Origin of the sequence: Catenulispora subtropica, from assembly GCF_039531675.1 — a bacterium.
GTDB classification, from domain to species: domain Bacteria; phylum Actinomycetota; class Actinomycetes; order Streptomycetales; family Catenulisporaceae; genus Catenulispora; species Catenulispora subtropica.
This window is the reverse complement of the sequence record NZ_BAAAQM010000001.1, coordinates 319,268-334,960: the sequence shown is the minus strand read 5'-3', so window position 1 is coordinate 334,960 and position 15,693 is coordinate 319,268. Positions and strand designations below refer to the sequence as shown.

15 protein-coding genes are annotated in these 15,693 nt (G+C 72.0%); 2 read left to right on the top strand and 13 right to left on the bottom strand.

The window, feature by feature from the left end:
• The 3 genes from ABD466_RS01450 to ABD466_RS01440 all read right to left on the bottom strand — a co-directional run bounded on the left by ABD466_RS01450 (window position 1) and on the right by ABD466_RS01440 (window position 2,433).
• Window positions 1–645 carry a response regulator transcription factor gene (locus ABD466_RS01450; RefSeq protein ID WP_344655033.1) on the bottom strand — a complete coding sequence of 215 codons (645 nt, stop codon included), beginning with the start codon at window positions 643–645 and terminating at the stop codon, window positions 1–3.
• 98 nt (window positions 646–743) lie between these two features.
• Entirely contained in the window at window positions 744–2,051 is a 1,308-nt protein-coding gene (locus ABD466_RS01445; RefSeq protein ID WP_344655032.1) for a sensor histidine kinase, read from the bottom strand.
• A gap of 145 nt (window positions 2,052–2,196) precedes the next feature.
• Complete coding sequence (locus tag ABD466_RS01440) at window positions 2,197–2,433, bottom strand: hypothetical protein (protein ID WP_344655031.1); 237 nt, start codon at window positions 2,431–2,433, stop codon at window positions 2,197–2,199.
• 52 nt (window positions 2,434–2,485) lie between these two features.
• On the opposite strand from ABD466_RS01440, the gene ABD466_RS01435 reads away from it, so the two are divergent.
• Window positions 2,486–4,126 (top strand): AMP-binding protein, encoded by a 1,641-nt coding sequence (locus tag ABD466_RS01435; RefSeq protein WP_344655030.1) that lies wholly within the window; start codon window positions 2,486–2,488, stop codon window positions 4,124–4,126.
• Here the strand turns inward: ABD466_RS01435 and ABD466_RS01430 are convergent.
• The 7 genes from ABD466_RS01430 to ABD466_RS01400 form a co-directional block, all read right to left on the bottom strand.
• Complete coding sequence (locus tag ABD466_RS01430; protein WP_344655029.1) at window positions 4,120–4,692, bottom strand: DUF6924 domain-containing protein; 573 nt, start codon at window positions 4,690–4,692, stop codon at window positions 4,120–4,122. The two genes, ABD466_RS01435 and ABD466_RS01430, sit on opposite strands and share 7 nt — an antisense overlap.
• Window positions 4,693–4,730: 38 nt before the next feature.
• Window positions 4,731–6,359, bottom strand: a complete 1,629-nt coding sequence (locus ABD466_RS01425; protein WP_344655028.1) for a HAMP domain-containing sensor histidine kinase — start codon at window positions 6,357–6,359, stop codon at window positions 4,731–4,733.
• Window positions 6,356–7,057, bottom strand: coding sequence for a response regulator transcription factor (locus ABD466_RS01420; RefSeq protein ID WP_344655027.1), 702 nt, complete (start codon window positions 7,055–7,057; stop codon window positions 6,356–6,358). The genes ABD466_RS01425 and ABD466_RS01420 overlap by 4 nt, the downstream gene beginning before the upstream one ends.
• A gap of 11 nt (window positions 7,058–7,068) precedes the next feature.
• Complete coding sequence (locus tag ABD466_RS01415) at window positions 7,069–7,710, bottom strand: DUF5666 domain-containing protein (RefSeq protein WP_344655026.1); 642 nt, start codon at window positions 7,708–7,710, stop codon at window positions 7,069–7,071.
• Between the two features lie 36 nt (window positions 7,711–7,746).
• Entirely contained in the window at window positions 7,747–8,976 is a 1,230-nt protein-coding gene (locus ABD466_RS01410; RefSeq protein ID WP_344655025.1) for an ABC transporter permease, read from the bottom strand.
• On the bottom strand, window positions 8,973–9,665 hold the full coding sequence (locus ABD466_RS01405; RefSeq protein WP_344655163.1) for an ABC transporter ATP-binding protein: 693 nt from the start codon (window positions 9,663–9,665) through the stop codon (window positions 8,973–8,975). The genes ABD466_RS01410 and ABD466_RS01405 overlap by 4 nt, the downstream gene beginning before the upstream one ends.
• Window positions 9,666–9,790: 125 nt before the next feature.
• Window positions 9,791–11,410, bottom strand: a complete 1,620-nt coding sequence (locus ABD466_RS01400; RefSeq protein WP_344655024.1) for an efflux RND transporter periplasmic adaptor subunit — start codon at window positions 11,408–11,410, stop codon at window positions 9,791–9,793.
• Between the two features lie 108 nt (window positions 11,411–11,518).
• Here ABD466_RS01400 and ABD466_RS01395 point away from each other — a divergent pair, with 108 nt between their 5' ends.
• On the top strand, window positions 11,519–12,193 hold the full coding sequence (locus ABD466_RS01395) for a hypothetical protein (protein WP_344655023.1): 675 nt from the start codon (window positions 11,519–11,521) through the stop codon (window positions 12,191–12,193).
• Here the strand turns inward: ABD466_RS01395 and ABD466_RS01390 are convergent.
• From ABD466_RS01390 to ABD466_RS01380, 3 genes are all read right to left on the bottom strand, one after another.
• A complete protein-coding gene (locus ABD466_RS01390) occupies window positions 12,183–13,181 on the bottom strand; it encodes a MerR family transcriptional regulator (RefSeq protein ID WP_344655022.1) in 999 nt (332 codons plus the stop codon). The two genes, ABD466_RS01395 and ABD466_RS01390, sit on opposite strands and share 11 nt — an antisense overlap.
• A 96-nt stretch (window positions 13,182–13,277) precedes the next feature.
• Window positions 13,278–14,900: an ABC-F family ATP-binding cassette domain-containing protein gene (locus ABD466_RS01385; protein ID WP_344655021.1), complete on the bottom strand. Its 1,623-nt coding sequence runs from the start codon at window positions 14,898–14,900 to the stop codon at window positions 13,278–13,280.
• 192 nt (window positions 14,901–15,092) lie between these two features.
• Window positions 15,093–15,629 carry a hypothetical protein gene (locus ABD466_RS01380; protein ID WP_344655020.1) on the bottom strand — a complete coding sequence of 179 codons (537 nt, stop codon included), beginning with the start codon at window positions 15,627–15,629 and terminating at the stop codon, window positions 15,093–15,095.
• Window positions 15,630–15,693 lie beyond the last annotated feature (64 nt).

The following is a 15,693-nucleotide window of genomic DNA, read 5'->3' as shown; positions in this document are numbered from 1 at the left end:
TCAGTTCACCCCGAGGTACTTCAGCACCGCCAGCACGCGCCGATGGTCCTCGTCGGCCGGCGGCAGCCCCAGCTTCGTGAAGATGTTGCTGATGTGCTTCTCCACCGAGCTGTCGGCCAGCACCAGCTGCTTCCCGATCGCGGCGTTCGACCGCCCCTCGGCCATCAGCGCCAGCACCTCCCGCTCCCGCGCGGTGAGCGCGTCCGTGGGATGCGACCCGAGCAGCTGCACCACGACCTCCGGGTCCAGCACCGTCCCGCCGCCGGCGATGGTCACCAGCGCCTGGACGAAGTCGCTGACGTCCGCGACCCGCTCCTTCAGCAGGTAGCCGACGCCCGACGCGTTCCCGGAGAACAGGTCCCTGGCGTACCGCGTCTCCACGTACTGCGAGAACAACAGCACCCCCACCTTCGGGTGGCTCTTGCGCAGCTTCAGCGCCGCGCGCAGCCCCTCGTCGGTGTGGGTGGGCGGCATCCGGATGTCCAGTACCACCGCGTCCGGCGGCTCGGCGGCGACGGCCTCCAGCAGCGCCTCCGCGTCGGGAACCGCGGCCGGCACCTCGTGCCCGCGCTTCGTGAGGATCTGGACGAGTCCGTCCCGCAGGACGCCCGAATCTTCCGCGATCATGATGCGCACGGGCTCCATTCTGGCCCAGGCGGACGGCCGGCCGCGGCCGAACCAGGAAGGTTCGGCCGCCACGCCCGCTCTAACCGGCGCTGTCAGGGTGTCGCCGGGGTGCCGGATCACACCCGCATGGGCAGCGTCACCACCACCCGCGTCGGCCCGCCGACCGGGCTGTCCACCGCCAGCGACCCGTCCACGGTCCGCACCCGGTCGAACAGCCCCGCCAGTCCCCCGGCGTACCCGACCCGCGCCCCGCCGCGTCCGTCGTCCTCCACTGTCAGCACCAGCTTCCCGGACTCCTGCACCACCGACAGCGCCGCCCGGGTCGGCGCGGCGTGCTTGGCCGCGTTGGTCAGCAGCTCCGCAGCGCAGAAGTACGCGATGGTCTCGATCGCCCCGGAGGGCCGTTCGCCCAGCGCCACCGACACCGTCACCGGCATCGCCGAGCGGGCCGCCAGCGTGCCGAGCGCGTCACCCAGGCCGTTGTCCAGGGCCGCCGGGTGGATGCCGCGGGCCAGGTCCCGCAGCTCGTTGATGGCCTGCTTGGCGTTGCGGTGCGCGTTGTCGATCAGGATGCGGGTCTCGGTCAGGTCCAGCTCCCGGCCGGGCTCGCCGGTGGCGTCCAGGTTCTCCTTGGCCTCGCCGAGCTGCATGGCCAGCGCCACCAGCTGGGCCTGCGCGCCGTCGTGCAGATCGCGCTCGATGCGCCGCAGGGCCGCCGCCGAGTCGTCGACGGCGTGCGCCCGGCTGGTCGTCAGCTCCTCGACCCGGCGCTCGGCGCGGGTCGGGCCCAGCAGCGCGCTCATCAGGACCGTGTCGAACCAGATCAGCGCCTTCATGACCCACACCGCGGCGTACAGCCAGACCAGGCCGCCCACGGTGACCAGCAGGGCCCGCGGCCAGGAGTCGAAGTAGAACCCGTCGCCGAGCTGCAGGGCCGAATGGTGCAGGACGCCCTTGCTGTCCCGGTTCTCCGGATCGGCGAGCGCCCACCAGATCGGATAGGTGGTCATGATCAGGCCCTCGACGACGCCGAAGCCCAGCACGAAGAGGTACCCGACGGCCAGCGGCATCCGCACCAGCAGGTAGGCCTGGGACCGCCAGGCCGACAGATCGCCCAGCGCCGCGCCGAGCTTGGCCAGCACCCCGTGCGCCGCCGCCCACCGCTGGTTCGGCGGCGGCGTCTCGATCTCGTGGTCCAGCAGCTTGCGCGCCATCCCGCGCTGGAACCCGGCGTACTGCCGGGCCAGGTAGATCGCCAGGGCGATCAGCGGCAGCCCGACGAACGTGAAGCTCAGCGCCCCGCCGACGGCCAGCGTGACCACGACGTAGACGAAGCCCGCGAACCCGAGCGGCGCGGACACGAGCGCGTAGAGATACTGGCCGCCGGTCCGCGCGGACACCGGGCTCAACAGGAAACGCTTCATGGAAGAAAGTCTTGCCGATCATGGCCGCCCGTCCCACGGTGCGGCCCGTGAACTTCGACCCCCGGTTATCCCTACCATGAACGTCCGGTGGCCCGCAGGTCGCGGCGGATTCCCGGATCCGGGTGGGGCGGCCGGGGCGTCCGGGTCAGGAGGGGAACACGGTGTTCGTCGTCGAGGCCGTCCAGGTCAGCTTCTCCACCTTCGCCTCACCGCCGGCCAGGTCCAGCTCCGGCACGAGATCGGAGAAGTGCTCCAGAGCGGCGCTGAGCGCGGTCGCCAGGGACGCGCTCGCCTGGACCGACTCCACGCCGCGGGCGACCGCCCACCGGTCGGCATCGACGGTCACCCGGACTTTGACCGTCGCCGATACGTTCACGTCCACGTACTCAGAGTAACCTCTTGCGGCCTCACGCGGGATGGCCTTCTATACACGCATGGTGACGGTCGCGGAGCTGGTCGGCGCCCAGACCCGGCGCGCCGGCGTCGGCCTGCTGGGCCCGGCGGGGGTGCGGTATCAGCACGCGGAGATCGCGGCGCGCGCGGCGAGCAGGGCGGCGCTGTTCCGGCGGCGGCACCGGACGGGCATCGAGCCGCATATCGGGATCCTGGCGGACAACGGCGACGAGTTCGTGTTCTGGCTCGAGGCCGCCGCGCTCGCCGGGGCGGCGCTGGTCGGCGTGAACCCCACCAGGCGGGGCGCGGAACTGGCGCGGGACATCCGGCACGCCGAGTGCGAGCTGCTGGTGACGTCCCGGTCGTACCTCCCGCTGCTCGCGGGGGCGGGGCTCGGGCCCGGCTCCGACGGTCACGGCCCGCCGCTGCTGGTCATGGACGAACCCGGCTACCGCGAGGCCCTGGCGCCGTTCGAGGGCGTCGCGCCCGAAGAGGTGGACCCGGTCGCACCGGTCACCGAAGACACCCGGATGCTGCTCTACTTCACGTCCGGCTCCACCGGCGCGCCGAAGGCCGTCACCTGTGGCCAGGGCCGCCTGGCCGCCGCCGGGACGATGATGGCCGACCGGTTCGGCCTGTCGGCGTCAGACGTCTGCTACATCCCGATGCCGATGTTCCACGGCAACGCGATCCTCGCCAACTGGGGCCCGGCGCTGGTGGCCGGTGCGGCGGTGGCCCTGCGCGACCGGTTCTCGGCCTCCGGCTTCCTGCCGGACGTCCGTGCCTATCAGGCCACGTACTTCACCTACGTCGGCCGCGCGATCTCCTACATCCTGGCCACGCCGGAACACCCCGACGACGCCCGCAACACCCTGCGCGCCGGCTTCGGCACCGAGGCCGGCCCGGTGGACCGCGACCGCTTCGAACGCCGCTTCGGATGCCACCTGTCGGAGGGCTACGGCGCCTCCGAAGGCGGGATCAACATCGTCGCGCCGCGCAGCTTCCCGGCGTCGGTCCTGGCCCGGGGCGCCGCGGTCGGCCGCGCCGACGAGACCCTCTCCATCGTCGACCCCGAAACCGGCGCCCCCTGTCCACCCGGCACGTTCGACTCCGCCGGCCGTCTGCTGAACGGCGCCGACGCCATCGGCGAACTCGTCCGCACCGGCCCCGGCGCCTTCACCGGCTACTGGAAGAACCCCGCCGCCGACGCCGAACGCTACTCCGACGGCCGCTACCACAGCGGCGACCTCTTCTACGCCGACACCGACGGCTGGCTGTACTTCGCCGCCCGCAAAGCGGACCGGATGCGCGTGGACGGCGAGAACATCTCCGTCGCCCTGCTGGAGGCGATCCTGGCCCGCTGGGAGCCGGTCGAGGCGGTGGCCGCGTACGCGGTCCCGGACGAGGTCACCGGCGACGCGGTGATGTGCGTCCTGGTGCTGAGGCAGGGCTCCGCGTTCGACGCGGCCGCGTTCGCGAAGTTCCTGGCCGCCCAGGCGGATCTGGGGACGAAGATGGCGCCGCGATTCGTGCGGATCGCCGAAACGCTGGTCACCACCGCGACCGAGAAGGTGTCGCGCTACGCGTTGCGCGAGCAGGGATGGTGGGACGTCGGCGAGGACGCGGTGTGGACGCGGCCGGGGCGCGAGCTCGTCTACGAGGTGCTCGCGGCGGATCAGTAGAGACGCAGCACGCCGTCGGGGTCGGCCTGGAGCACGAAGTCGTGGAACCTCATGTTGGCGATGTCCAGGTTGTCGCTGATCGCCTGCACGGCGGACGGGACAGCCCGCAGGACGTCGCCGGGCGACTCGTATTCGTCGACGCTGAGGGCGATGAGCGGGTGCTCGGGGTTCTCCATGGTCATCGCATCAGCCACGAACAGGACGCGATGCCGGTGTCTGGTCGGCAGATGGGCCATGAGCCGCCCCGGCGTGAGGCCGGCGAATGCGCGGTCCTCGCAGGTGAGAACGTAGGCCTGGAACCCGTCCCTGGTCGGTGCCCCCGCCGTCGCGACAACCGCGCGCCAGGCTTCGTCGTCGCGGAAGTCGGTGCGGACGACCAGCGCACCGTCTCGATGGTGTGGCAGGAGCGGAAGCGCGCGGCCCAGATCGTCGGGGATCGGTTCTATGCCGTGGGCCCGTTCGTACTTCTCCATGAGATCGGAGGGGATGCGACCGCGGTCTGAGATCTCCACCCCGTTCTGCCGCAGCCAAACCCGTATCGCCCGAGTGTCCCCTGGTCTTTCCATGGTGCGACCTTAGTCAGCCGTACCGACAACTCCGCGACCTAGGCGGAGGCGGCCGTCGGCAGCGTCAGCCGGAACTCCGCGCCGCCGCCGTCGGCCGCCGCCACGGTGACCCCGCCGCCGTGGCCGGCCGCCACCTGCGCCACGATCGCGAGTCCGAGTCCTGAGCCGGGCAGGTCGCGGGCGCTCGCGGCGCGGTAGAAGCGGTCGAAGATGCGCGAGAGGTCGGCTTCGGGGATGCCGGGGCCGTGGTCGCGGACCGTCAGGGTGGCCCGGCCGGAAGCGACGGTCAGGCGGACCTCGACCAGGCCGGCGTCGGGGGAGAACTTGGCGGCGTTGTCGAGGAGGTTGCGGATCGCCTTGGCCAAGCGGTCGGAGACGCCGACGACTTCGCACTTGGACAGGTCGGTCTTGAAGGCGACCTTCGGCCAGTGCGTGGCCGCGCGGTCCACGCAGCGGTCCACCAGGAGGTCGAGGCGCTGTTCTTCGAGGAGGTCCGCCTGCTCCTCGCCGCGGGCCAGCTCGACCGTGTCGGTGACGAGCGCGGTCAGGTCGTCCAGGCCGCTCATGATGCTGGTCACCAGGGCGTCGCGGTCCTCGGGCTCCAGGCGGCGGGCGTTCGCCAGCACCTCCACGTTGGTGCGCAGCGCGGTCAGGGGGGTGCGCAGCTCGTGCGAGGCGTCGGCGACCAGCTGACGCTGGCGGTCGGTGGCCTCCTGGACCGCGTCCAGCATCGTGTTGAAGCTGGCCGCCAGCCGGCCGAGTTCGTCGCGGGAGGCGCCGCTGCGGGCGTCCGGGATGCGGTGCGCCAGGTCGTGGGTGGTGGCGATGCGCTCGGCGGCGCCGGTGAGCTCGGCCACGGGGCGCAGAGCGGTGCGGGTCACCAGCCAGCCCAGGCCCGCGGCGAGCACGATGCCCGCGCCGCCGGCGCCGAACAGCTCCCAGCCCAGCGTGGACAGCTGGTGGTCCACGCCGGCCAGGGAGAACGCGATCTGGATGGCGCGGCCGTTGCCGATCGGCAGGGTGAGCATCCGCAGGTGGTCGTCGCCCATGTGCACCGAGGCCACGTGGTCTTCCAGACTCCCGGCGGCCACCGCGGCGTCCTGGTCGGAGATCGGCATGACGCGCTGCTGGGCCGGGACGAGGCTCGCGGTGTGCTCGTCGTGCTGCTTGAGGCTCAGCGGCGAGCCGGTCGCGTCGATGAACTGCCACTTGCCCTGCTGCTCGCCGAACAGCGCGGGGCGGTCGGGGAGGCGGAGGAAGCCGTGCTTCAGCGGGCCCTGGATGCGCTGGCCCTGGCTGTACAGGCCATCGTCCACGTGCTGGATGAGTTCGTGTCGCACGGCCACGTAGGAGAAGCCGACACCGCTGCCGACGCCCGCGGCGACCGCGATGGTGGCGGCCAGGGCGAGGCGCGCCCGCAGCGGCATGTCGCGCCAGACGGCGGCGGGGGAACGGCGCCGGGGCCGGCCGGTGTCGTCCCGGGACCCAGCCGGCTCCGAGGACGAGACCGAGGGCGAGGGCGAGACCGAGGGCGAGGGCGAGGGCGAAGCCGGGATCACTGCATCGGACGCCGCCTCGAACGGCATCGCCCCGCCCATTCCGGTCACCACCCCGGCACCGACCCCCACACCCATCGCGGCCCGCCGCCGCAGCCATCCCCACTTCACGCGGGAACCCGCAGCGTGTACCCGAACCCGCGCACCGTCTGCACCAGCCGCGGCTCGCCGCCGGCCTCCGTCTTGCGGCGGATGCAGGACACGAAGACCTCCAGCGAGTTGGACTCCGGTCCGAGCTCGTAGCCCCAGATCCGGTCCGAGATCACCTCGCGCGGCAGCACCCGGCCGGAGTTCCGCATCAGCAGCTCCAGCAACGCGAACTCGGTCCGGGTGAGCTCGATCGAGCGCCCGGCGCGGTACGCCAGCCGGGACTCCGGGTCCAGCTCCAGGTCCTCGAAGACCAGCCGCTCGGACTCCGGCAGCGGCTCGTAGTCCGCGCGCCGCAGCAGCGCCCGCACCCGGGCGTGCAGCTCGGCCAGCGCGAACGGCTTCACCAGGTAGTCGTCCGCGCCGGCGTCGAGTCCGGCGACCCGGTCGCCGACCGCGTCGCGCGCGGTCAGCAGCAGGACCGGGGTGTGGTCGCCGACGCCGCGCAGCCGCCGGACCACCTCCACCCCGTCCAGCTCCGGCATCATCACGTCCAGCACGATGGCGTCCGGCGGGTCGGCGGCGATCTGCTCCAGCGCCGCCAGGCCTCCGGCGGCGGTGCGCACGCGGTAGCCCTGCAGGCGGAACGCCCGCGCGACCGCGTCGCGGATCTCGGTGTCGTCGTCGACGACCAGCAGGCTGCGGGATTCTCCGGTGTCCATCCCGTCCAGTATCACCCGTTTGACCCACCCGGCGAAGACGCGTTCGGCGCCGGGGTGCGGCTGCCGCGGCCGCCGCCGAACCCGCCGAAGTTCGTGATCCCGCTGAGCACCGAACGCGCGGTGATCTTGCCGCTACCGTCCGGAGTCCCGATCACCGTCACCTGCGAGCCGTTCGCCAGATCCGAGACCGTCCCGGTCTTGCCGATGGTGACGGTGGTCTGGCCGTTGGTGTCGACCGTCACCTGCTTGCCGGTGGAGTCGGTGACGGTCAGCGTGGAGCCGTCGACCGCCGTCACGGTGCCGACGACGGTGCCGCCGCGGCCGAACTGGCCGTTCTGCCCGCCGGCCGCGCCGCCGGTCTGGCCGCCGTTGGCGCCGAACTGGCCGCGGGCCCGGGCGGTGGTGCCGGCCGCCGCCGGGTTCGTGCTCTTGCCGGACGAGTCCGCGTTGGACTTGCCCACCGCGATCCCGCCGACGAACCCGCCGACCGCCAGCACCGTGCCCGCCAGGGCCAGCGTCACCTTCGGCAGCCCGGCGCCGCCGCGCGGCTTGAGCTGGCCGGAGATGTCCGGCGCGGAGGGGGCGGAGGACAGGAGCTCGAACTCCTCGTTGTTGCCGGTGCCGGCGGGCTTGGCGCCCTCGTTCTCAGACATCAGTGATCCTCTGTTGGTCTCGTGCTTCGTGGGTGCTTACTCGTGGCGCAGAGCCTGGATCGGGTGCAGCTTGGCCGCCCGGTTGGCCGGGAACGACCCGAAGAACAGTCCGATCAGCGCCGAGACCGCGAAGGCCAGCGCGATCGAGGCGGGCACGATCACCGGTTTCACCCCGGCCACCGTGAAGCGGGTGCCGATCAGCCCGGCGACGACGCCGAGCGCGCCGCCGATCAGGGACAGCAGCACCGCCTCGATGAGGAACTGCCCGAGGATGGCCGCGCGCGGCGCGCCCAGCGCCTTGCGGATGCCGATCTCCCGGGTCCGCTCGGTCACCGTGACCAGCATGATGTTGGTGATCCCGATGCCGCCGACCACCAGCGAGATGGCGGCGACCGCGCCGAGCAGCACGGTGAAGGTGTGGGTCGTGGAGTCGGAGGTGGCCAGCAGCGACTGCTGGTTCAGCACCCGGAAGTCCGGCGACGCGGTGGCCGCCAGGTGGTGCCGCGCGGTGAGGATCGACGTGATCTCGTCCTGCGCCGCGGTGGTCGCCGAGGCCGACTTGGCCTCCACCACGATCTGGTTCAGCGATCCGAAGCCGGTCAGCGAGTTCTGCACCGTGGTCAGCGGCGCCACCGCGAAGTCGTCGGCGTCGTTCAGCCCGGTGGAGCCCTTGGCCTTCAGCACGCCCTCGACCGTGTAGGGCACGCTGTTGATCTGCAGCCGCTGCCCGACCGGGTCCGCGGTCCCGAACAGGTCGGTGGCCACGGTCTGGCCGATCACGATCACCTTGCGGGCCTGGGCCACGTCGTCGTCGCCGATCAGCGAGCCCTCGGAGAGCTCCCAGTTGGTCGCCGGGAAGTACGTCGGCACGCTGCCGACCAGCTGCGCGATCTGGTGCGTGGCGCCGGAGTAGGTGGCGGTCGGGCTCGCCGTCACCACCGGCGAGGAGGTCAGCACGTCCGGCGCGTTCGTCGGGTCGACCAGCGCCTGCGCGTCGGCGGTGGTCAGCGCCGACACCGAGCTCTGCGTGCCGGTGTTGCGGGCCGCGCGCTGGCCGAAGCCGCCGGCCTGCCGCGAGACGGTCAGCAGGTTCGTGCCCAGCTTGTTGATGTTCGCCTGCACCTGGGCGCCGGAGCCCTTGCCCACGGCCACCAGCAGGATCACCGCGCCGACGCCGATCAGGATGCCCAGGGTGGTCAGCGCCGAGCGCAGCTTGTTCGCCCGCAGCCCGGCGAACGCGAAGCGGAAGACCTCGCGGATTCTCATGAAGCGCTCCCGTGCCTAGCACTGTGCAGTTCGGAGGACCGAGCCCGGGCGCCGTCGCGCCGGTCGGAGACGATCTGCCCGTCCATCAGCCGGATCGCGCGCCGGGCGTGCTCGGCGATGTCGTGCTCGTGGGTGATCAGGACGATGGTGCGCCCGGCCGCGTGCAGCCGGTCGAACAGGGCCATCACGTCGGCCGAGGAGCTGCTGTCCAGGTTGCCGGTGGGCTCGTCGGCCAGGATCAGCGAGGGCGCGGTCACCAGCGCCCGGGCCACGGCCACCCGCTGCTGCTGGCCGCCGGAGAGCTCGTTCGGCTTGTGGTCCAGGCGCTCGCCCAGACCCACCAGCTCCAGCGCGGCCCGGGCCCGGCGCCGCCGCTCGGCGGTGCCCACGCCGGCGTACACCAGCGGCAGCTCCACGTTGTCCAGCGCGGTGGTGCGGGGCAGCAGGTTGAAGGACTGGAAGACGAAGCCGATCTTGCGGTTGCGGACCAGCGCCAGCTGGCGGTCCGCGAGGTGCTCGACCTCGATGCCGTCCAGCAGGTAGCGGCCGGAGGTCGGTACGTCGAGGCAGCCGACGATGTTCATCAGCGTCGACTTGCCCGAGCCCGACGCGCCCATGATGGCGACGTAGTCGCCGGCCGGGACGGTCAGGGTCACGCCGCGCAGGGCGTGGACGGCGGTGCCGTCCATCCCGTAGGTCTTGCGGACGTCGGTGAGCTGGATGACCGGCTGGGGGCCGAGGACGAGGGTGTCGCCCGGGCCGTCGCCGCCGCCGCTTCCGGTGCCGCCCGCTCCGGCTGTTCCACCCATGCCGGTCACCCGCCGAATCCGCCCCGGCCGCCGCCGAGGCCGCCGCCCAGACCGCCTCCGGCGCCGCCGCCGAACCCGCCGCGGTTGCCCGTGGTGGACCCGCTGGTGGTGCGCGAGGAGAGCAGCACCTGGTCCCCCTCGTTCAGGCCGGACGTGATCTCGGTGGTGGCGTCGCCCACCACGCCCACCTGGACCGGGGTCGGCGTCTGGGTCTTGCCGCTGACCAGGGTCACCAGGCTCTGGCCGCCGACCGTGGTCACCGACGAGGAGGGCACGTAGAGCACGTTCGTCACCTTGTCGGTGACGACCGAGACCGAGGCCGTCTGCCCCGGCTTCAGGGCCGCGAGGTCCTGCTGGCCCGCCGTGAACTGCAGCGTCACGCCGTACTCCACGACGTTCGACACCACGGTCGCGGTCGGGTCCACGGACTGCACCGTGGCGGTCAGCGCCGAGCCGGGCACCGCGTTGATCGAGACCTGCGCCGCCTCGCCGGCCTTCAGCTTGGCGGCGTCGGTCTCGGCGAACTGGGCCCGCACGGTCAGCGTGCTCATGTCGCCGAGCACGACGAAGCCGCTGCCGGACTTGGCCGTGCTGGAGGACGAGGAGCTCGACGCGCCCGACGCTCCGGACCCCCCGGACGCCCCGGAGGAGCCCGAGGACGAGGAAGCCGCCGACGAGCCGGACGACCCGGCGCTCACCGAGTCCCCGACCGCGCCGCCGACCGAGAGCACCGTGCCGGCCGTCGGGGCGGTGATGGTGGTCCCCGCCACCGCCTTCTGGGCGGCCGAGACCGCGTTCTGGGCGTTCACGACGGCCTGGTTCGCCTGCGCGAGCTGGTCCGGCGTGGCCGGCGCCGCGGAGACCGCCTGCTGGGCCACCGAGGTGTTGTACGAGTTCTGCGCCTGCGTCAGCGAGTTCTGGGCCTGGTGCAGCGACTGCGTGTCCTTCTGCGCGCCGGTCTTCTGCGCGTTCTGAGCCTGCGTCAGCGCGTTCTGGTCCTGCGCCACCTTGTTGGTGTCGGTGGTGCACGCCTGGCTGGCCGGTGTCGCGCAGTCCTTGGTCTGCGCCGCCTGGTCCGCGGCCAGCGTGTTCTTCGCGGTGGCCACGGCCGCCGCCAGGTTGGCGGCGTCGACGGATATGGCGTTCTGGGCGTCCGAATACGAGGTCTTGGCCGCCGCCAGGCTGTCCGAGGCGGACTTCAGCTGCTGCGCGCTCAGCGCCGCCTGCTGCGGGGTCTGCCCCTGTTGCAGCTTCGCCAGCTGGGCCTGCGCGGTGGTCAGCTGCGCCTGCGCCGCCGTCAGCTGCTGGTTCGCCTCGGTGGGGTCGACCTTGGCCAGCACCTGGCCGGCCTTCACCTGGTCCCCGACCTTCACGTCGACCTCGGTCACCGTGCCCGAGGCGGTGAACGCGAGGTTGTCCTGCGCCGGAAGCGTGACGTTGCCGGAGGCGGAGACCTGGGCGGTCACGTCACCGCGCTGCACCGTGACGGTGCGGCTGCTGGAGGCGGCCTTGCCGGTCGACGACGAGCCGAGCAGGGCCCAGGCGCCCGCACCGCCGGCGGCGACGACCACGGCGAGCGAGGTGTTGATCCAGACCCCCTTGGGGAGTCGCGGGCTATCGGTCATGGCGCCAGAGGTTTCCCCCTGCGGCTGAAGCGAAGGTGAAGGAGAACGTCAGGTCGCGTTATTCGACACCCTGGTGAACAGGCGGCGATCCCCGATAGCTTCTGGAGGGTGCCGAAGATTGACTGGACCCCCGGGCTGGGGCGCCGCGGCCGGCCGCTGCGCCGGGTGCTGGGGATGGGCCAGCGGCAGGGGCTGATCGTGTTGTCCGGCCTCGCCGCCGTGATGGTGCTCCTCGCCGTCGTCACCATGCTCGGCGGCTTCGACGACGATCCCAAGGATCCGGGACCGGCGCTCGCCGGCGGCGGGACGGATCCGAACACCGACGCCTCAGCGGGTGGCGCGGCCGGCCTGAAGGGCTCGGCGAAGGCCGCGGAGCTGCTGCGGGAGTCGATCCAGCACTACGCCGACCTGCTCGCGGCCGGCCAGAAGATCGTCGGCACCACCCGCTACGCGGACATCGCCGCGTACGACAAGGCCTACACGGACCCGAAGTCGCCGGCCGCGGCGTTCGCCAAGTTCCGCATGGCGCCGAATCCTCAGGGCGACTCGTCGTACCTGAACGCCGCCGCCCGCGCCGCCGCGGCGTACGGAGGCCGGCCGAAAGCCCTGAATCAATGGTCGAACGACATGACCGCGGTTCGCGGGGATCTGGGCGACTGGGTCGCGGCGGCCGCGCGGTACCAGCAAGGCTCGCTCGGCCAAGCGGATCTGGACGCGGCGGCCGCCAAGGTGAATCAGGACCTCGACACCGCCAGAAACGACATCGCGGCGCTCACCCGCTGAGGGTGCTGGACACGGGGTTCTCCTCAAGCCACGCGAGTACCTGCTGGGCGTGGAGGTTCGGCGGGAAGACCGGATAGAAACAGTGCTCGATCACGCCGTCGCGCACGACAAGCGTCAGGCGCTTGTAGAGGACACGATCGTGAGCCTCGAAGGTCGGTAGGTTCAGTGCCCCGGCCAGCCGCAGCTGGGGGTCGGACAGCATGGCGAACGGCAGGCGGAGACGATCGACCAGCTCCCGCTGGTAGGCCGTGTCCTGGCTGGACAGACCGAAGACCCGGCCGGCCCCGGCGGCGAGCAGTTCGGCGTGGTGGTCGCGGAAGCCGCAGGCTTCGACGGTGCAGCCGCGTGCGCCGGGGATCGCGTTCCAGCCGTCGGGGATGTCCACGTCGGGCCGTCCGGAGAGCGGATACACGTAGAGGACGGTGCGGCCGGGGCCCAAAGCATCGAGGCCGATGATCTCCTGGGCCGTACTCAGGAGCCACACGTCCGGGACAGGACGGCCCGGCAGATGGTCGGCGGCGCCATCGTCCGCGGGGACGGGCAGATCCAAGGGCAGGGAGTAAAGGTCGTCCACGTATGGCTCCTCACTTTCGCCGGATGCGAGCACGGCACCGGGTGCGGGCGCGGTGTCCTGGGTCCGCCGGCACGCCGCCTCGCGGAGCCGCTTCGCCAGGGCGTCCCGCCGCTCGCCGAGGTCCCGGATGCGCCGGTCGAGGTCCGCGATGGCGTCGCGGTACCCGGCCAGCGACGACGGACAGTCGTCGACCTCGCCGCCGTCGGCCAGGCAGTCCAGGAACGGCCGGGTACGCTCCGCCGCGATGCCGAGGCCGATCAGCCGGCGCACCTCGCGGACCACCCGGACGTGGTGGGCGGTGTAGTCGCGGTACCCGTTCGCCAGCCGGTCCGGGGTCAGCAGGCCCAGGGACTCGTAATACCGCACGGCCTTGGTCGTGACGCCGGCGTCGCGGGCCAGCTCGCCGATCTTCATGGGACGACCGTAAACGTTGACCCCGGGGGCAAGGTCAAGCAGTCGGGGCTGGTAGATCACGAGGAGCCGATCGCCCCGCGCATTCTCAGCCCTCTGCTATCGCGCCTCGGTCAACCTCCCATCTACCAGTTCCAGCCGCCGTTCAACCTTGATCTCTTCCAGGAACCGCTCGTCGTGGCTGATGACGATGAACGCCCCCTGATACGCGTTCAGCGCGCTCTCCAGTTGCGCGACGCTCACCAGGTCCAGGTTGTTCGTCGGCTCGTCGAGCAGCAGCAGGTGCGGGGCCGGTTCGGCGTAGAGCACGCACGCCAGCGTGGCGCGCAGCCGCTCGCCGCCGGACAGGGCGCGGACCGGCAGGTGGACGCGCTGGCCGCGGAACAGGAAGCGGGCCAACAGGTGCAGCCGTTCGGCGTCGGGCAGCGCCGGGGCCGCGGCGGCCAGGTTCTCGGCGACCGTGCGGTCCTCGTCCAGCAGGTCCAGGCGCTGCGACAGGTACGCCGTGCGGCCGTCGGCGTGCTGGACGGTGCCGCCGTCGGGCGCCAGCTCGCCGCCCACCAGCCGGAGCAGCGTCGATTTGCCCGCGCCGTTGGCGCCGGTCAGGGCGATCCGTTCCGGGCCGCGGACGGTCAGGTCCGCGCCGTCGCCGGCGAACAGCTCGCGGTCGCCGTAGCGCTTGCGCAGATGCTCGCCGACGAACAGGGTGCGGCCGGCCGGGACCCGGGTCGCCGGCAGCTCCAGGGCGATCTGCTGGTCCGAGCGCACGGCCCGGGCCGCGTCGTCGACCCGCTCCTTCGCGTCCTGCACCCGGGAGGCGTGCATCTGGCGGGCGCTGCCCGCGGCGTTCTCGGCGCTGCGCTTCAGCCCGCCGGCGACGATGCGCGCGAGCCCGGCGTTGTCCAGGTTCCGCGCCGCGTTCCCGGCCCGGCGTTCGGCCCGCTCCCGCGCCTGCTGCATCTCGCGCTTCTCGCGCTTGAGCTCCTGCTCGGCGTTGCGCAGCCGGCGCTCGGCCGACTCGCGCTCGGCTTCGACAGCCTCCTGATACGCGCTGAACCCGCCGCCGTAGAAGCGGATCCGGCTGCCGTCGAGCTCCGCGGTGCGGTCGACGCGCTCCAGCAGCTCCCGGTCGTGGCTGACCACCAGCAGGCAGCCGCGCCACTTCTCCAGGACGTCGTACAAGCGCCGCCGGGCCGGGCCGTCCAGGTTGTTGGTCGGCTCGTCGAGCAGCAGCACGTCGGGCCGCCGCAACAGCTGCGCGGCCAGGCCGAGGGAGACCGCCTGCCCGCCGGACAGCGTGCTGAGCGGGTCGCGCAACGACACCTGCCCGAGGCCGAGCCGCTCCAGCTCGACCCGGGCCCGGTCCTCCACGTCCCAGTCGTCGCCGATGGCCGTGAAGTGGCGCTCGTCGGTGTCGCCGCGCTCGATGGCGTCCAGCGCGGCGATGACGCCGGCCATCCCGAGCACCTCGGCCACGCTGCGCTCGGCGGTCAGCGGCAGGTCCTGCGGCAGGTAGCCGAGCACGCCGGCGACCGAGACGGACCCGGAACGCGGCGTCAGCACCCCGGCGATCAGCTTCAGCAGCGTGCTCTTGCCGGCGCCGTTGGGGGCGACCAGCCCGACGCGCTCGGCGTCGACGTTGAAGGTGAGGTCGTGGAACACCGGCACGTCGTCGGGCCAGGAGAAAGACAGGTCGGCGACGACGATGGGGGAGATGGACACAGATAAGCCCTCAGAGGAGCCCGCAGAGCTTCAGCTCGATACGGGAGAGATCAGTGGGGAAGACGAAGACACACACCGGCGGCTCAGCCGGAGATGTCGTCCTCACCCAACATGTCGCACTCCTCGTAGAGACTGTTCAACACCGTAACACGGCATCTCGCATGATGCGGGTCGGAAACAGTCCGTCGACACTCAGGCGGTCGGCAGCGAGACCGAGACTGTCGCGTTGCTGTGCACCGGCAGCGGCACGTAGTTCATCGTGCCCTTCTCGCACACCGCGGTGTTCGGCGCGATGGTCAGTGTGCCCCGCGCGAAATCGGCCGGCACCTCGAAGGCGACGACCGACTGCGTGTCGCCGAACGACTCCGGTTTCGACGGCACCGACGTGGCCGCGTCGGACGGCCTGTACTCCTTGCCTGCCGCGTCCTTCAACGTGTACGCCGACGCCGGTGTGACGCAGGTCGAGTATCCGTCGCTGCGGTCCGTCACGCTCAACACGAGCCAGCCGTCGGCCGGGTTCGACGGGATGGCGGCGTCCTTGCCGGAGAAGTAGCCGAGCTCGGCCTTGGTCACGGTGACCTGGTGCGCCTCGTCCTTGTCGTAGACGGCGACCTTGTAGGTGACCGGAGAGATGCCTTCCTGGTGCACGGTCGTGCCGCTCGTCGAACGGTACAGCGCGGCCGGCCGGTCGCCCTTGGGCTCACCCTGCAACAGGTCGAAGCTCTGCACGACGTTCGATGCCTTGAGCTCGCTTCCTGACCGAAGCCGTCGCGGTGCACCGCGCGCTCGGCGA

Coding starts and splice junctions, on each gene's coding strand:
- ABD466_RS01405 (WP_344655163.1), bottom strand. CDS start 9,665: ATGGACGGCACCGCCGTCCACGCCCTGCGCGGCGTGACCCTGACCGTC.
- ABD466_RS01435 (WP_344655030.1), top strand. CDS start 2,486: ATGGTGACGGTCGCGGAGCTGGTCGGCGCCCAGACCCGGCGCGCCGGC.
- ABD466_RS01450 (WP_344655033.1), bottom strand. CDS start 645: ATGGAGCCCGTGCGCATCATGATCGCGGAAGATTCGGGCGTCCTGCGG.
- ABD466_RS01430 (WP_344655029.1), bottom strand. CDS start 4,692: ATGGAAAGACCAGGGGACACTCGGGCGATACGGGTTTGGCTGCGGCAG.
- ABD466_RS01445 (WP_344655032.1), bottom strand. CDS start 2,051: ATGAAGCGTTTCCTGTTGAGCCCGGTGTCCGCGCGGACCGGCGGCCAG.
- ABD466_RS01400 (WP_344655024.1), bottom strand. CDS start 11,410: ATGACCGATAGCCCGCGACTCCCCAAGGGGGTCTGGATCAACACCTCG.
- ABD466_RS01420 (WP_344655027.1), bottom strand. CDS start 7,057: ATGGACACCGGAGAATCCCGCAGCCTGCTGGTCGTCGACGACGACACC.
- ABD466_RS01415 (WP_344655026.1), bottom strand. CDS start 7,710: ATGTCTGAGAACGAGGGCGCCAAGCCCGCCGGCACCGGCAACAACGAG.
- ABD466_RS01390 (WP_344655022.1), bottom strand. CDS start 13,181: ATGAAGATCGGCGAGCTGGCCCGCGACGCCGGCGTCACGACCAAGGCC.
- ABD466_RS01410 (WP_344655025.1), bottom strand. CDS start 8,976: ATGAGAATCCGCGAGGTCTTCCGCTTCGCGTTCGCCGGGCTGCGGGCG.